At 59.9% G+C, this 15,939-nt stretch carries 15 protein-coding genes and 1 tRNA gene; 9 read left to right on the forward strand and 7 right to left on the reverse strand.

Translation table 11 applies throughout. The features are described from left to right. Positions 1-5: 5 nt before the first annotated feature. From MRX98_RS19910 to MRX98_RS19920, 3 genes are all read right to left on the reverse strand, one after another. Positions 6-1,484: an ammonia-forming cytochrome c nitrite reductase subunit c552 gene (locus MRX98_RS19910; protein ID WP_246914300.1), complete on the reverse strand. Its 1,479-nt coding sequence runs from the start codon at positions 1,482-1,484 to the stop codon at positions 6-8. 55 nt (positions 1,485-1,539) lie between these two features. Next, positions 1,540-1,977: a cytochrome c nitrite reductase small subunit gene (nrfH, locus tag MRX98_RS19915; RefSeq protein ID WP_246914302.1), complete on the reverse strand. Its 438-nt coding sequence runs from the start codon at positions 1,975-1,977 to the stop codon at positions 1,540-1,542. A 110-nt stretch (positions 1,978-2,087) separates the two neighbouring features. Then, positions 2,088-2,939 carry a sigma 54-interacting transcriptional regulator gene (locus tag MRX98_RS19920; protein ID WP_246914304.1) on the reverse strand — a complete coding sequence of 284 codons (852 nt, stop codon included), beginning with the start codon at positions 2,937-2,939 and terminating at the stop codon, positions 2,088-2,090. A gap of 235 nt (positions 2,940-3,174) precedes the next feature. Between MRX98_RS19920 and MRX98_RS19925 the strand changes: the two genes are divergently transcribed. Together MRX98_RS19925 and MRX98_RS19930 are read left to right on the forward strand one after the other, a co-directional pair. Then, positions 3,175-4,515: an ammonia-forming cytochrome c nitrite reductase subunit c552 gene (locus MRX98_RS19925; RefSeq protein WP_246914310.1), complete on the forward strand. Its 1,341-nt coding sequence runs from the start codon at positions 3,175-3,177 to the stop codon at positions 4,513-4,515. Between the two features lie 54 nt (positions 4,516-4,569). Continuing rightward, the gene (locus tag MRX98_RS19930; protein ID WP_246914312.1) at positions 4,570-5,601 is read left to right on the forward strand and encodes a rhodanese-like domain-containing protein; all 1,032 of its coding nucleotides are present in this window, start codon (positions 4,570-4,572) and stop codon (positions 5,599-5,601) included. Between the two features lie 68 nt (positions 5,602-5,669). Here the strand turns inward: MRX98_RS19930 and MRX98_RS19935 are convergent. Continuing rightward, positions 5,670-5,746, reverse strand: a tRNA-Pro gene (locus MRX98_RS19935). A gap of 359 nt (positions 5,747-6,105) precedes the next feature. On the opposite strand from MRX98_RS19935, the gene MRX98_RS19940 reads away from it, so the two are divergent. The 5 genes from MRX98_RS19940 (at position 6,106) to hemL (ending at position 10,441) form a co-directional block, all read left to right on the forward strand. After that, positions 6,106-6,315 (forward strand): 4Fe-4S dicluster domain-containing protein, encoded by a 210-nt coding sequence (locus MRX98_RS19940; RefSeq protein WP_246914314.1) that lies wholly within the window; start codon positions 6,106-6,108, stop codon positions 6,313-6,315. Between the two features lie 92 nt (positions 6,316-6,407). Next, positions 6,408-7,556, forward strand: a complete 1,149-nt coding sequence (locus tag MRX98_RS19945) for a 2-oxoacid:acceptor oxidoreductase subunit alpha (RefSeq protein WP_246914316.1) — start codon at positions 6,408-6,410, stop codon at positions 7,554-7,556. Between the two features lie 38 nt (positions 7,557-7,594). After that, positions 7,595-8,404, forward strand: coding sequence for a 2-oxoacid:ferredoxin oxidoreductase subunit beta (locus tag MRX98_RS19950; protein ID WP_246914318.1), 810 nt, complete (start codon positions 7,595-7,597; stop codon positions 8,402-8,404). A 42-nt stretch (positions 8,405-8,446) separates the two neighbouring features. Beyond that, positions 8,447-8,983, forward strand: coding sequence for a 2-oxoacid:acceptor oxidoreductase family protein (locus MRX98_RS19955; protein WP_246914320.1), 537 nt, complete (start codon positions 8,447-8,449; stop codon positions 8,981-8,983). A gap of 174 nt (positions 8,984-9,157) precedes the next feature. Then, positions 9,158-10,441: a glutamate-1-semialdehyde 2,1-aminomutase gene (hemL, locus tag MRX98_RS19960; protein ID WP_246914322.1), complete on the forward strand. Its 1,284-nt coding sequence runs from the start codon at positions 9,158-9,160 to the stop codon at positions 10,439-10,441. Between the two features lie 7 nt (positions 10,442-10,448). On the opposite strand, the gene MRX98_RS19965 is transcribed toward hemL, so the two are convergent. From MRX98_RS19965 to MRX98_RS19975, 3 genes are all read right to left on the reverse strand, one after another. Further along, positions 10,449-11,378 carry a M23 family metallopeptidase gene (locus tag MRX98_RS19965; RefSeq protein ID WP_246914324.1) on the reverse strand — a complete coding sequence of 310 codons (930 nt, stop codon included), beginning with the start codon at positions 11,376-11,378 and terminating at the stop codon, positions 10,449-10,451. 101 nt (positions 11,379-11,479) lie between these two features. Then, entirely contained in the window at positions 11,480-11,737 is a 258-nt protein-coding gene (locus MRX98_RS19970) for a hypothetical protein (RefSeq protein ID WP_246914333.1), read from the reverse strand. 22 nt (positions 11,738-11,759) lie between these two features. Continuing rightward, positions 11,760-13,265: a sigma-54-dependent Fis family transcriptional regulator gene (locus tag MRX98_RS19975; protein WP_246914341.1), complete on the reverse strand. Its 1,506-nt coding sequence runs from the start codon at positions 13,263-13,265 to the stop codon at positions 11,760-11,762. 206 nt (positions 13,266-13,471) lie between these two features. Between MRX98_RS19975 and mpl the strand changes: the two genes are divergently transcribed. Together mpl and MRX98_RS19985 are read left to right on the forward strand one after the other, a co-directional pair. After that, positions 13,472-14,896, forward strand: coding sequence for a UDP-N-acetylmuramate:L-alanyl-gamma-D-glutamyl-meso-diaminopimelate ligase (gene mpl, locus MRX98_RS19980; protein WP_246914343.1), 1,425 nt, complete (start codon positions 13,472-13,474; stop codon positions 14,894-14,896). Further along, positions 14,893-15,561 carry a stage II sporulation protein M gene (locus MRX98_RS19985; protein ID WP_246914345.1) on the forward strand — a complete coding sequence of 223 codons (669 nt, stop codon included), beginning with the start codon at positions 14,893-14,895 and terminating at the stop codon, positions 15,559-15,561. The genes mpl and MRX98_RS19985 overlap by 4 nt, the downstream gene beginning before the upstream one ends. Positions 15,562-15,939: the final 378 nt, after the last annotated feature.

Here is a 15,939-nt window from a genome sequence, read left to right on the forward strand (position 1 = left end):
CTGTTTTACAGCCCTTTGGCTGCGTCGGACAGAAAGTGCGGTTGGTTGTCGAAGGGGTCGTGGAACTCCTGGTCCGGCACGAAATCGAGCCCGGCCTCACCTCTGCCGTTCAAGTATTTTCCCAGCTCCAAGGCCACTTCCAGTCCGGGGTCGAGCCCCGCCCCGGCCAGCAGTTGGCGCAGCAGCCCCTCGGACCTGCCGGCGAAGGCGATGGCATCGCCCAACACCCGCCCCGCTTCTGCGGGGTTGTGAAAGCCGGTGGAGTTCTCCGCATTGATGAACACCACTCTCAGAAAGGCTTGCATGTAGTTGTCCTTGGCCGCCTCGTACAGTTCGGGGGCCACGGCGGCCCCGTCCTGCTGCGCCGCGTGCAGCGTTTCGAAGAGCTTGGCACAGGTGGCCGTGGCGTATCCGGCCCTGAGGATCAGGGAGGCCGTCCGGTCCTGGGTGTGGTGGATGCGCTCGGTGAGCCACTCCTTGGATTGGGTGTGGCACTGGGCGCAGGCCCGCAGATCGGCCTTGAGGGGACTGGTCACGTCGTGGTCGGAAATTTTATAGCTGCCTTTGCGGGTGTAGGGCATGTGGCAATCGGCGCAGGCCACGCCGGCGTTGAAGTGCACGCTGCCCTTGCTGAACAGCTCGAATTCCGGATGGCGGATGAAGGGCATTTTGAAACCGGTGACTTTTTGGGTCCATTCCAGCCGCGAATAATCCGACAACAGGTCCTCGATGATCCCTTCGATGCTGATGTCGCCCCACTTGCCGTTGCGCCATGGCAAGGTGATGTCGCCGGCCACCTTCATCTGTTGGTCCCGGGGGACGGTGTAGGTCACATGGCACTGGGCGCAGGCCAGCATGCGCAGCTCCTGGCGTGACGGGTCTTGCTTGGCGATGGCCAGCAAGCCGTTTTCCAGGTGGGCCTTCTTGGTGGTCAGCTCCCAGGGATCGGGATTGTGGCAATCGATGCAGGCGGGACCCAACTCCTGCAGCTTTTCGGGCAGCATGGCCACTGCTTCGCGGAACGGCTTTTTAAGGTAGCCGTCCAGTCCGTGGGTCTCGGACATTTGTCGGTGGAAGGGGGTTTTGCACCCCAGGCAGACGCCGCCGGGCGAAACCCGGGAGGGATCGATCTCCAGTTGGTCCGTCACCGCGTAATAATGGCCCCGGGGCTCGTTGTATTCGATGCCGAAGCCCCATCCGTTGTACAACAGACCCAGGAAGGGAAACTCGCTCAACTTGTCGTAGACGATCAGGTCGTCGTCCCAACCCCGTTTGTATTTGCTCGTGCCGGCCGGTTTGGGTTCCTTGGTCGCCAACCATGATTCATAGTGCAGCGGGTAGACCTTGCCCCACACTTCGGGATCGTATTCATCGGCTGCGATTTCGCCGGTCGGGAACTGTTGCGGTTGCGGCGGGGCGCAGCCATACCATAGAAAGAAGACGATCAAGAGACAAGCGGATAGAAACAAAGCTTTCTTCTTCATGCGTCACGACTCCTTGCGCTGAAAATGAGACGTTATGTCGGCGACAGGCGCGAGCTTAATTGAATATCGCCGCTTTGTGGTTGATACGACGGTGACAGGACCAGCACTCCTGTGCTTCGGTGTCGATGCGTGACACCACGCCTTCGTGACAGCGGATGCAATTGGCTTTGAGCACCCGCTTGCCGCGATCGGAGAGTTGAATGGGTTCCTCGTAGATGCCCGAATGGAAGTAGACCAAATCTTTGGTCCCGTCGATGCCCTTCCAAACCAGGTGATTCACGATATTGTCGTGGGGCAGGTGACAGTCGATGCACTTGATGGTGCGGTGCACCCCGGTCATGAACCACGCTTCGTGTTGCTCGTTCATGACATGGCAACTGTTGCAGAAATCGGGCGTGGAGGTCAGTTCGATCAGCTTGGGGGACGCCGCCACGGCCGCGATTCCGAAAACCGCCACCACAACCGCTACGATGACCAATAACTTTTTGCGCATTGTCAAAAGGTTCCTTGGTAAATCTCTATTGTGGTTTGGGAGAATATTGCCGTCCGCTGGTGCGTGTTTTCAAGTAAAACCCATGACGGCCCAGGTTGTCAAGTTTTGGATCAATCCTGGCGTACCTTGATCAGCTGCTCCACCTGTTTGTTTTCCAAAACCCGAAGCAGCTTGGTCTGGGTGGTCAAGGGCATCTCCCCGATCTCGTCGAGGAAGACGGCCCCGCCGTGGGCGGCTTCAAAGCGCCCCATGCGGTGGCGGTAGGCGCCGGTGAACGCACCTTTGACGTGGCCGAACAGCTCGCTTTCCAGCAGCGCCTCATTGAGGGCCGCGCAATTGAGCTCTATGAACGGCGCGTCACGCCGCCGGCTGAGTCGGTGCACCGCATGGGCGGCCAACTCCTTGCCGGTGCCGCTTTCACCGTAAATAATAACAGGCTCCATGGAGCGTGCCGCCTTTTCGATCAGGGTGTAGACCTGCCGCATGGCCGGCGTCCGGCCGACCATGCCGCAAAAGCGCTCCTCGGTGGGCAGTCGGCGGGACAGCTCTTCGATTTTACGGTCCCGTTTTTCGATTTCGGACAGATCGATCAATGTTTCCACCGCGCCGATGGTCCGTCCCCCGGCATCTTTGAGCAACACCGCGTTCTTCAAGACCGGTACAATGCCGCCATCCTTGCGGATGATCTCGCAACGGATGTGCTCCTTTTTACCACCGGGCGTATCGAACAGGCGGCACCAGCCATTGCCGTCCTTTTGGCGGATACCCTCGCACGCATCGCACTGCAGGATCGTGCAGCGCCGGCCTATCAATTCCTCGCGGCCATATCCGGTCAAGTCGGCCATCGCCTGATTGACCATCACAATGCGTCCGCGTGGATCGATGATGACCAAGCCGTCGTGCATGGTCTCGACGATTTCCGGCAGATATTGATGGTAAGGGCTGATTTTTGATTTTGACATGGTGTTTAATCGGGTTGTATGATTTGACACGTCCTTAAACGTTCCGCAAACGGGTGTCAAGCGCCTGTGGTTCGTTGTGAGGCCTGCCCGGTGCGCCATCGACCGTCTCCCGGCAACATCGTCGATGGCGTGGCACTTAAATTGCTAATTGAATCCCTTCGCACCGCCCTGTACATTTCTAGTCGGTGCGGTGGATCACGTACCCACAAACCCGAGTTCGAAGCGAGGATTGCCCATGAGACGTCACATTGCCGTGAAGGTGTCCGTACTCATCTGTTTAGTGCTGCTGACGGTGCACCTGGGATGCGTGGAAACCAAACGCCTGACGGAACAGGCCGCCCTGGATTCTTGCGTGGCGTGCCACACCGACTACCATGCCCTTGAAGCCCTGGCCGATCCGGACACCGATCCGCCCGCGGAAGGGTGTGGCGGGGCCGCGCCCCACATCGCCCCCTATGACCGGGTGTATCTTGGCGGACCGGGCTACGAGGCGTTCAAGAATTCCGAACATGGGCAACTGGCCTGCACCGATTGCCACGGCGGCGTGGACGGCACCGCCGACAAGCGCAAAGCCCATTCGGAGGATTTCGTCAAGAGTCCCTCGTCGCAGGCCCACGCCGCTTGCGGCGATTGCCATGACGACATCGTGCGCAATGCCGCCGGCAGTTTGCACGAACAGGGCTGGGGGCAGAAAAACGCCGTGGCGCTGCGCATGGGCGTCGCCGGTTTCGACGCCTTGCCCAACACCATCCAAGCGGCCTACGGGCAAAGTTGCGCCACCTGTCACGGCGGCTGTGGCGATTGTCACGTCAACCGCCCCAAGGCTTCCGGCGGCGGCCTCTATCGAGGTCACCAGTTCTCCCGCACACCCGACATGCGCGACAACTGTGTCGCCTGTCACAGCAGCCGCGGCGGGCATGCCTATTTCGGCCTGGGCATCGGCGCAGAACCCGACGTCCACCTGGTGCAGGCGGGCTTCACCTGTCTCGATTGTCACACCCAGCAGCAAATCCATGGGGACGGAGAGGTTTACGCCCACCGTTTCAAATCGAAGCTGGCACCCGATTGCCTGGACTGCCATGCCGGCCTGGAGGGCAGCAACGAATATCACGAAGCCCACCTGGAAGATTTCGCCTGCCATCTGTGTCACTCCCAGGACTACAACAACTGCGGCAGCTGTCACGTGGGGGGTGAAGGCGCCCGGATACCGTCCCACTTGAGCTACAAAATCGGGATGAACCCCATTTCCGAGGACCGGCCGTACAAGTTCGCCCTGCTGCGCCGGACCCTGGCGGCACCGGACAGCTTCGAGAAGTACGGCGTGCCCCGGATGCCCAACTTTGATGCCAAGACCACCTACAACTACACCACCCCCCACAACATTCTGCTGTGGACCGCCCGTACCCGGGTCGAGACAGGCGGCTCCTGCTTCGACAGTTGCCATATCGTGGCCGATGGGGGGGATGTCCGCAATCGTGAGCTTTACTTGTTCGCAACGGATTTGAAGGAAAGTTGGGAAAAGAGCGCCAACAAAAACATTGTCGTAGACGGCAAATTGCCCGCCGGCTGGGAGTAGGATTTCGGCGGCGCCAACCATACCGGACCCATCACTTCAGTAAAGGAGAACGCCATGTTCCCGACAAAACGACACCGATTCACACTTTTCGCTATACTGGCCGCCTTGGGGATCTTGTTTTTCACCGGCTGCGCCCACATGGGCCCCAAGACCGAAGCGGTCAACGAAACCGAGCTGTTGGTCGCGTTCTTCGAAAGCGAACGGGACTACATCCATGAGGGGCCTTCGTTCGTCATGACCGCCCAGGCATTGCGGACCAACCTGCTGACCAAACCGCGGGCGCAGTACTTGATCGACATCCGCTCGCCGGAAGCTTTCGCCCGGGGCCACATCCGGGGCTCGGTGCATGTGCCCTTCGATCAACTGTACACCCATATCAAAGGCATCGATGCCAAGTCCTACGAAAATATCGTGCTGATCTGCTTTGCCGGCCAGGCGAGCGCCTATGGCGTTTCCCTGCTGCGGGCCGTGGGTTATGAGAACACGGTCTCCTTGAAGTGGGGTATCAGCTCCTGGGCAGCGGTGTTCGCCCAGGAGTCCTGGCTGCGGAACATCAGCAATGCCCGCGCCGGCGAGTTTATCTCGGATCCGTCTCCTCCCAAGAATCCACCCGGCGAGCTGCCACGAATCCATACCGGCAAAACCACCCCCCAGGAAATCATCGAGGCCCGGGTGGCGCGCCTTTTCGAGGAAGGCTTCGGCCCCGTGATGCTGGGGCAATGCTGCCTGTTCAACGATTTTTACAGCAACGGGGGGTTTTACGTGGTTAACTACTGGCCGCCCGAACTGTATCAAAATCCGGGCCACACCCAGTGCGCCATCAATTATCCGCCCGGGGAAAAACCCTTTCGCAGCGACACCTACCTCAAGACCTTGTCCACCCGTGTGCCCAACCTGATTTACTGCTTCACGGGCCAGACCAGCGCTTATATTGCCGGTTACTTGAAGATATTGGGATACGATGCGCGCTCACTGCTTTTCGGTGCCAACAGCATGATCTATGACAAGATGAAGGAAGCCGGCGTGGCCAACACTTTTCTTCCTGAAAAGGAGATCATGAACTACGACTACGTGCGGGGCAATTAATTCACCTGCGCGTCAGGGCACAAAAAAAGGGCTATGGAAGAATTCCATAGCCCTTTTGTCATCCATTTTGGTCGGGGCGAGAGGATTTGAACCTCCGACCCCTTGAACCCCATTCAAGTGCGCTACCAGACTGCGCTACGCCCCGACACAAGCCACCTCAACTACCACCGGGGCCGATTCATGTCAACCAGGAATTGCATCGTTCATCAATTTTGATGCCTCCTTGGTTTTCTGCGTTATAATAGGCGTTGCGCGGCATGGGTATATGGATGGTGCGGCGGTCGACCGGGACGAACGGTATTCATAAATTATTCGGCATCCAATTCTATCGTTGCCTTACGCTACGAAAGGCATTATGTTTTTTAAAGGGGTCGCGCAGCGCCGAGAACGCGTTGCGGCCCTTGAATACTGGTTGTGAGAGGCGAAGGCACGATGCCCCGATGCCGGGCTTGAAAGGGGGACGGCCGTATCGCCGCCAATGGTTTTGACAAAAGAGGATCGGCAATGGCTAAACGGAAACTCAAAGAACACCATATCCAGCGGGAGTGGTGCAAGGGGTGCGGCATTTGTGTGGCCTTTTGCCCTAAGAATGTGCTGGAAATGGACAGCAGCGACAAGGCCGTGGCGGTACGGTTGGAGGATTGCATTGCATGCGAAATGTGCGCCTTGCGTTGTCCGGACCTGGCCATCCGGGTGGTCGTCGAGAAGTGTTGACCCCATAGTCATTGGGGTGGTCTCGGCGCCGACGGCCACCGGACCCGCAGCCGGCGCCCAAGGTTCACCCCGCAATTGAAGCGAGAGCGTCTATGAATGCCCATCTTCGATTCGTTCAGGGAAACGAGGCGTGTGTGGAAGGGGCCTTGTATGCCGGGCTTGAGTTTTTCGCCGGCTACCCCATCACGCCCTCCACAGAGATTGCCGAACACCTGTCCCGCCGTTTGCCCGAGCGGGGCGGCAAGTTCATCCAGATGGAGGATGAAATCGCCTCCATGTGCGCCATCATCGGCGCCTCCCTCACCGGGCACAAGGTGTTGACCGCCACCAGCGGCCCCGGCTTCTCTTTGAAGCAGGAGGCCTTGGGATACGCCATCATGGCCGAGATCCCCTGTGTCATCGTCAACGTGCAGCGGGGCGGCCCCTCCACCGGTATTCCCACCCATATCGCCCAGGGGGATGTGAACCAGGCGCGCTGGGGCACCCACGGGGATCACGCTATCATCGCCCTGACCGCCTCCAATCACCAGGACGTCTTCGCCATGACGGTGGAAGCCTTCAACATGGCGGAGACCTTTCGCACACCGGTGATCCTGCTGTTCGACGAGGTGGTGGGCCACATGCGCGAGCGGCTGTTGCTGCCCGAGCCGGGACAGATTCCCCTGGTGGATCGGTTGAAAACATCCGTGCGCGAAGGGGTGGACTACCATCCCTACCTGCCCAGGGAGGACGGCCGCCTGCCCATGGCCGACTTCGGCGGTGTACACCGCTACAATGTGACCGGCCTTTACCACGACATGTGGGGTTTTCCGTCGGACAACCCCAAGGTGGTCCACGGGCTGATACGCCACCTGGTGGACAAAATCGAAAACCATGTAGAACAGATTACGCGCTACAAAAGCTTTTATCTGGACGACGCCCGTACGGTGCTCGTCTCTTACGGCGCCGCCGCCCGCACGGCACTGCATGTGGTCGAGGGGCAGCGCAAGCGGGGCCAAAAATACGGCCTGCTGGAACTGCAAACCCTGTGGCCCTTTCCCGCCGAGGTGGTTGCCGATACCTGCGCCGGCGCCGAGCGGGTGGTCGTGGTGGAGATGAACATGGGACAGGTGTGCCGTGAAGTCCAAAGAGTGGTCAACGACCCCGGCAAGGTGTTTCTGGCCAATCGCATCGACGGCGTGCTCGTCACCCCCACCGACATTCGCCAGACCCTGCGCCTTATTGCGGGGCAAGGCGTTTAAGAACCGTCCATTCAAACGGCCAAACAAGAGGCAAGCCAATGGCAGTTAAAGATTATCTTCGCGAACGGTTTTTCCCTCACATGTGGTGCCCCGGCTGTGGTCACGGCACCGTGCTCAACGGCTTGATCCGCGCCGTCGAAAAGCTGGGCATGAGCAAGAACGAGATCGTCATGGTTTCGGGGATCGGATGTTCTTCCCGCATATCCGGGTACGTGGATTTTCACACCCTGCACACCCTGCACGGCCGGGCCCTGGCCTTTGCCACGGGCATCAAGCTGAGCAAGCCGGAGCTTAACGTGATCGTGCCCATGGGCGACGGCGATGCCCTGGCCATCGGCGGTAACCACTTCATCCACGCCGCCCGCCGCAACATCGCCATGACCGCCCTGGTGATGAACAACCGTATCTACGGCATGACCGGCGGGCAGTATTCCCCTTTGTCCGGGTATGGCACCGTGGCCACCACCGCTCCGTTCAGCAACATCGACCAGGGCTTCGACGTGGTCAAGCTGGCCAGTGCCGCCGGCGCCACCTTCGTGGCGCGCACCACGGTTTACCATGTGCACGAGGTGAGCGACCTGATTCAGCAGGCCGTTTTGCACGACGGCTTCTCGGTGGTGGAGGTCCTCAGCCAGTGCCCGACCTATTTTGGCCGTCACAATCGCCTCGGTGGCCCGGTGGAGATGTTGCAATGGTTCAAGGATCAGACCACGCGCATCGGCTCCAAAGCCGCCGCGGAAAATCCGGAGTTGATCCAGCGGGGCATCTTCGTTCAGGAAGATCGGCCGGAATACTGCACCGAATACGATAAGGTGATCGACAAGGCGATGGCGGCGGTCAAGGGGTAGGCGACCGTTCCGTTAAAGACATAAACGAAAGAGGAGAGACCAATGGGTAGAACGCGGCTTGTTTTCTCGGGATCCGGTGGGCAGGGGGTGATCACCGCAGCCATTGTTCTGGCGGAGGCCGCCGTGCTCCACGAGGGTCTGATCGCCGTGCAGACCCAGGCCTACGGTGCCGCGGCGCGTGGTTCGGCCACCCGGGCCGATGTGATCATATCCGATAGTCCGATCAACTATCCCATGGTGGTTCAGCCCAATATCGTGGTCTGCCTGACCCAGGAGAGTTACAACCTGTATGCCCCGATCATCAGGCCCGGCGGCTTGCTGCTGACCGACCCGCGTTATGTACATACCGAGCGCAAGGTCGATGCCGTGCAGCGCGAAGTGGCCATGCATGCCGCGGTGATGGAGAAAATCGGTGCCACCGTCGTTTACAACATTTGCATGTTGGGCACTTTGTTGGGCCTCAATCCCCTGGTGCGCGTCGAATCCATCCTGTCCGTCCTGGAAGCCCGCATGCCCAAGCGGTTTCTCGAAATGAACCGGGAAGCGCTCCTGTTGGGACAGTCGTTGGTTGCATCCTGACCGGAGCAACACCTCTAAAAAACAGGGAAGGGCGCGCCGGACCCGTTTGGCGCGCCCTTTTTGTCTGTCTTTCGCTGCCTTGACCCCGGTCGGGTCGTCTGCTATTTTTTCCGCCGTCTCAGCACAGCCATGCCACCTGCTCCTTCCCTTCAAGAAAAGAAAGGATCGTTACCCATGCAGCATGATATTTCCAAACGGCTTTTTCAGGAGGCCTTGCAACTGATTCCGGGCGGGGTCAACAGCCCTGTGCGGGCCTGTCGCGCGGTGGGCACCGAGCCGCTGTTCATCGAGCGCGCCGAAGGGTGTCACATCTATGATGCCGACGGCAATGGCTATATCGACTATGTGGGCTCCTGGGGCCCCATGATCCTGGGCCATCGCCACCCGGCGGTGATCGATGCCCTCACCCGCACATTGGCGCAGGGGACCAGTTACGGCGCCCCCACGGCCCTGGAGGTGGAGCTGGCCCGCCTGGTAACGGCGGCCGTGCCTTCGGTGGAGATGGTGCGCATGGTCAACTCGGGCACCGAGGCCACCATGAGCGCCATTCGGCTGGCCCGCGGAGCGACCGGCCGCGACACCATTATCAAATTCGACGGCTGTTACCACGGCCACGCCGACAGCCTGCTGGTGGACGCAGGGTCGGGCGTGGCCACCCTGGCCATCGCCGGCAGCCCCGGCGTGCCGGCCGATTTCGTTAAGCACACGCTCTCGGTTCCCTACAATGACCTGGCCGCCGTCGAAGCCGTGATGTCCGAACGCGGCGACGGGGTGGCGGCCATCATCGTGGAACCGGTGGCCGGCAATATGGGGTTGGTTCCACCGCTGGAAGAGTTCTTGCCGGCCTTGCGCCGCCTTTGCGATCAGCACGGCACCCTTTTGATTTTCGACGAGGTGATGACCGGCTTTCGGGTGGCCCACAGCGGTGCCCAATCCGTCTACGGCGTCACACCGGATTTGACCTGCTTCGGCAAAATCATCGGCGGCGGTTTGCCCGTGGGTGCCTACGGCGGGCGGCGGGCGCTGATGGAGCAGGTGGCGCCCCGAGGCAATGTGTACCAGGCGGGTACCCTGTCGGGCAATCCTTTGGCGATGGCGGCCGGGGTGGCGACCCTCAAACAGATCGCTCAGCCGGGCTTTTACGAAACCCTCGATCGCCAGGGAGCGAAATTGATCGCCGGTTTGCGGGATGCCGCGGCCGCGGCGGGCGTGCCGGTGGCCACGGCCAGGGTGGGTGGGATGCTGGGACTCTTTTTCAGCGACGGACCGGTGCACAACTTCGCCGACGCCAAGCGTTCCGACCTCGAGCGGTTCAGTGCCTACTATCGCGGAATGCTGGCGTCGGGCATCTATCTGGCGCCGTCGCAGTTCGAGGCTTTTTTCATTTCGACGGCCCACGACGATGCGGCCATCGACAAGACCTTGCAGGCGGCCGAAACGGTGTTCAGGGGTTTGTGACCGTTGATCAATCCAGCATGTATTTGCGCGGGTCCACCGGTACGCCGTTGAGGCGTACTTCATAGTGCACATGGGGGCCCGTGCTGCGGCCGGTGTTGCCCATGAGGGCGATTTTCTGGCCCCGTTTGACCCGCTCGCCCTTTTTCACCAGGAATTTGTCTATGTGGCCGTAGCGGGTCACCATGCCATAACCATGGTCGATGGTGACCATGTTCCCGATCAACCACTGTTTTTCGGCGTGGGTCACGACACCGTCCGCCGGGGCGATGATGGGGGTGCCCACATGGTTGGCGATGTCCATGCCGCGGTGCAGCTCCCGGCGTCCGGTGAAAGGCGAAACCCGGTAGCCGAACTCCGAGGAAACCCACCCCTTAGCCGGCCGCAGGGAGGGGGTCGCCGCCAGCAGGCTGCGCTTGTCCTTCAGGCCTTCCAAAAGATCCGCGAAACTTTGCTGGCGCACCTTGGCGGCCTGTTCGACCTGGTTGAGCTGACTGTGCATGGCGCGCATCAAGCGGCCGTGGTCCTCTTGCAGGTCGATTTCGGGATCCAGGTTTTCCGGCACGGAGCCGCCGACGGAGATCAGGGAGGCCTGGTCATCCTTGTGTTCCAGGTTGGCCAGGATGCGCACCTTCTGTTCGAAATCACCCAGTGCCAGCAGGTCGGCTTTGAGCCCGTTGATGTTTTCGGCAAAGGCTTGAATCTGACGCCGCTGGTTTTCCAATTCGGTTTGTTTTTGCGTGACCTGGGTGTGGAGCCTGTTCAGCTCGGCCACCGAATGGTGCAAATGGGTATAATGCCAGATGCCCGCCGCGAGACCGATAACGGCAGCGAATGCCAGCATCAGGGTGAGCCGGACATAGCGCTTGGCGAAAAAGAGTTCCCGAACCGGGCTTCCCTTGTCATCGATGACCAGAACTGTGTAGTGTTTGCGCATCATGCTCCATGAAACCGGCACAGCCAAGTGCGCCGTGCATTGTCGTGTTTTGCCGGATGGGCGCTTCGACCGCCATGATCCGAAAAACGATATCCGGCAAGGCATCACACCTTTCGCGTCGGCAATATTTTTGCAATTATAATGCCATGTTGTGGGCGGCGCATCCACTCAGCGCGGTTGCCGGAGGCCGCTGCCGCTGCCGATGCACCTTGTGCGGGGACAATGGCGCCGAAATACAGCCAATACCGTTCGTTCCACCTTTTCAGCTGCGCGAAGCCGACTGTGCTGAATTGCTCGTCGAACCCTCCGTTGACATCCGCTAACTGGACAATTTTTGACACATCCATAGTGGATGGTGTCAAAAATTGTACACCTCGGGCCGCATCAGATATCCTTCATGCCGAATTTGGAGATCAGTCGCGACAAGTAGGTGCGTTGAATGGACATGATCTGCGCCGCCTTGCTGCGGTTGCCGCCGGTGTGTTTCAGGTTGAGCAGAATGAACTGCTTTTTGAACTGGTTGATGGCCTCTTCCAATGTCAGCCCCACCTGCAGGCCCGGATACTGGGTGCGGGTGGTGTTGATGGGCAGATCCTCGGGCAGAATCTCCTTGCCGTTGCCCATCACCACGGCCCGCTCAACGGCATTGCGCAGTTCGCGGATGTTGCCCGGCCAATCGTATTGCACCATTTTATCCATGGCCGCTTTGGAGATGGTCAGGTTGGGCATCACCATCTCCTCTCTGAAAAGGTTGAGAAAATGTTCGGCCAGCAGGGGGATGTCCTCCTTGCGTTCGCGCAGGGTGGGCATGCTGATTTGCACCACATTGAGCCGGTAGTAGAGATCCTCGCGGAAGTGCCCTTCGGCCACCTCCGTTTCCAGTTTTTTGTTGGTGGCCGACATGACGCGCACATCCACTGAAATGGGGATATTGCCACCCACCCGATAAAAGTTGCCCTCCTGGAGCACCCGCAGCAACTTGGCCTGCATGCCGGCGGTCATTTCGCCGATTTCATCCAGAAAGAGGGTGCCTTCATGGGCCAATTCGAATTTGCCGATTTTGCGGTTCACCGCGCCGGTGAAAGCACCTTTTTCATGGCCGAACAGCTCGTCTTCCAACAAGGTCTCGGGCAGGGCGGCGGTGTTGAGAACAACCAGGGGTTTGTCCTTGCGAGGGCCGGCGCGGTGGATCAGGCGGGCCAGCAACTCCTTGCCGGTGCCGCTTTCGCCAAGGATCAGCGCACTGGCCTTGGAGTTGGCCACCTTCAGGCCATCGGCGATCACCTTTTCCAGGGCGGCGCTTTTGCCCACCATTTCGTGCCGGACCTTGAGTTCTTCCTTCAGGTGCAGGTTCTCCCGGCGCACCGCTTCCAGGGTTTGGGCATGTCCCAGCGCCAAGGCGGCCAGACTGGCGAACTCTTCCAAAAGGCGCATGTCGTCGCGGGACAGAGGGTGGCCGTCCTCCTTGTCGATGATCTGCATGACGCCGATGATGGTCTGATCCCTTTTAAGGGGCACACAGGCGATGGACTGGGTCTCGAAGCCGATGGATTCGCTGATCTCCTTGAACCAACGCGGATCCCGGCGCACGTTCTCGATCAGCAACGCTTCCCCGGTCTGGGCTACATGGCCGGCGATGCCCTGGCCCATTTTGACACGGTACTCCTTGACCGCGTCCCGCTTTTCCCCGGTGGCCACCTGGAAATAGAGGGTGTTGCTCTTGCGATCCAGCAACAGCAGCGAGGCGGCCTTGGCTTGCATCACCCGCGCCGCCGAGGTGGTGATCAGCTCCAAAAGCTTGTCCAGGTCCTGAACCGACGAGACCCACGAAGAGATCTCCTTAAGGTGGGTGATCAGGGCTGCGTCACTGTCCGATATTTTTCGAGGCATCGCGTTGTCTGCCAAAGGTTGTTGGGTTAGGGTGTCCGTCAGGATGACGGCGGGACCGAATCGAGAGCGTTGAAACCGTTTCCAGGCAGAATTGTCAGTATGATAACCAAGATAGGGTGGGGTGTCAAATTCTTATGCGTTCCGCTATTGGAACATCGGGTGAAGTGTAGTAACAAACTTCTTTGATTTGACAAGGGAGAAGCCGGATGGTTGCGGACGAAGTGCCTGTGATACCTGGATCGGTGAAGAGCGTGCATTTGATTGCGGTGTGCGGCACGGCCATGGGGGCCTTGGCTTGCATGCTCAAGGCGATGGGCTACGCGGTGACCGGTTCGGACCAGCATGTTTACCCGCCCATGAGCGACTTTCTGCGGCTCCGGGGCATCGTGGTGCAAGAAGGGTTCAAGTCCGAGCACCTGGCCCATCGGCCCGACTTGGTGGTGGTGGGCAACGCGGTGCGCCGGGACAACCCCGAGGCCGTGGCCCTGTCGGCCATGGGGCTACCCTTCTGCTCCATGCCCATGGCGATCAATCGCTTCGCAGCCGCCGGCAAACGGCAGATCGTGATCACCGGCACCCACGGCAAGACCACCACTTCGGCGTTCATCGCCTGGCTGCTGCACTGCGCCAGCTTGGATCCCTCCTTTCTTATCGGAGGGATCGTCACGGACTTCGACAGCAATTTCCGGGTCGGTCAAGGCACCTGGATGGTGCTGGAAGGGGACGAGTACGACACCGCCTTTTTCGACAAGGGGCCGAAATTTTTACACTATACCCCGCACACCGCCGTGTTGACCAGCATCGAGTTCGACCATGCCGACATTTTCACCGACCTGGACCATATCAAACGGGCCTTTCGCACCTTCGTGTCCCGCCTCTCCTCCGAGGCGGCCCTGGTCGCCTTTGATCAGGATGTCAATGTGGACGAAATGTGCGCCGTCGCCCCTTGCCAGGTGATATCTTACGGATTCCGGCCCGACGCCGCCTGGTCTCTGGGGGAGATCACGGTGGCGCCGCCTTTCACCCGGTTCGATGTGCATCACCAGGGCGCGCACTACGCCCGGTTCAAGACCCGCATGATCGGGCGGCACAACCTGGCCAATCTGCTTGCGGGCGTGGCGGTGGCGCACCGGTTGGGGATCGCCCCTGAGGTGACCGCCCGGGCCTTGGAAAGTTTCGGCGGCGTGCGCCGGCGGCAGCAGTTGCGGGGCGTCAGAAACGACATCGTGGTGCTGGACGATTTCGCCCACCACCCCACCGCCGTACGCGAAACGGTGCAGGCGGTTAAAACGTTCTACGGTGAGCGGCGCCTGATTGCCGTTTTCGAGCCGCGCACCAACTCCAGCCGGCGCAACATCTTTCAGTCGGTCTACCCCACCAGCTTCGACGCTGCCGATGAAATCTGCATTCGGCAAGCGCCCATGCTGGAGCAGATTCCCCCCGAGCAGCGTTTTTCCTCCGCCCGACTGGTCGCCGATTTACAGGCCCGCGGCAAACAGGCCCAATGCTTCGCCGATACCGATCTTTTGCTCGAATGGCTGGTCGCGCAGGCGCGGCCCGGTGATGTGGTATTGATCATGTCCAATGGCGGCTTCGACAACATTCATGCCCGCCTGCTGGAACGGCTATGACACCTGTGCGAGGTCATGACGTGGAAACCGACTGCCTCCCACCCGAACCGCCGACATTGATGCAAGTGCTGCGCGCCAACAGCCGCTGGTTCGCCTTGGCGGCCGCGCTTTTTTTCGTCAGCGCCGTGGTAATGCACCTCACACCCCGCACCGGCCATCGCCTGTCCGATGCGATCCTCGATACCCAAATGGAGGGCCTGGAACGGCTGATCGACATCATCATGGGGTTGCCCCCGGTGGCCGCCGCCTTGCTGGTTTTCGTCAACAACCTGATCTCCATGGTGCAGATGATGCTCCTGGGCTTCATCGCCGCTCTCTCTCCCATCCTGACCCTGTGCCTCAACGGCATGCTGGTGGGGGTGGTCACGGCCATGCCGGGACTGCAAGGCGCGGACCTGCTGCGCATGGTGGCGGTCACCCTGCTGCCCCACGGAATTTTCGAACTGGCCGCCTTCTTCCTCAGCGGCGGCATCGGCCTCAAATTCGGCTTCCACGTAACCCTGGCGCCCCTGCCGGGATGCACCCGCAAACAGAGTTTTAAAATCATCTGGCGCGAAATCTGGATCGTCATGCCCTTGTTGACCCTGCTGGTCCTCATCGCCGCCTTCGTAGAGATCTTCGTCACCGGTCAACTGGCCAACCGATTTATCTCCCCGTCCCCCTGAATCCCGCCGACCGCCGAAACCACTGTGCCGGCCGGACTCGAATTTTCAAAAATAGGTTCGGTTTGTTAGTTGTCCGGCTACGTAGGCAAGTGCGCGAGCAATTATTGATACTGCTTCCATGGGTGCCCAGGGAGCAATGATGGGCTTTGATGCGCTTCCTTCGTCAGCACATCCTATAATCCTCGCCAATAAGAATCAAAGGTGATAGGGAAAATGCCATAAACCGACCCTATGCCATAGGATGCGCTGACGAAGGAAGCGCATCATTTCATTTCAAATGACACCGCCGATTATAGATGATTGGGGGCGGACGAATGGTTGTTTTTTTTGAAGCTGTATTGTCTGTTCTCGCAAAAAGGCGGGTGGGCCGGGGAGAGT

It is taken from the genome of Desulfatitalea alkaliphila, from assembly GCF_022968795.1.
Taxonomy (GTDB): domain Bacteria; phylum Desulfobacterota; class Desulfobacteria; order Desulfobacterales; family Desulfosarcinaceae; genus Desulfatitalea; species Desulfatitalea alkaliphila.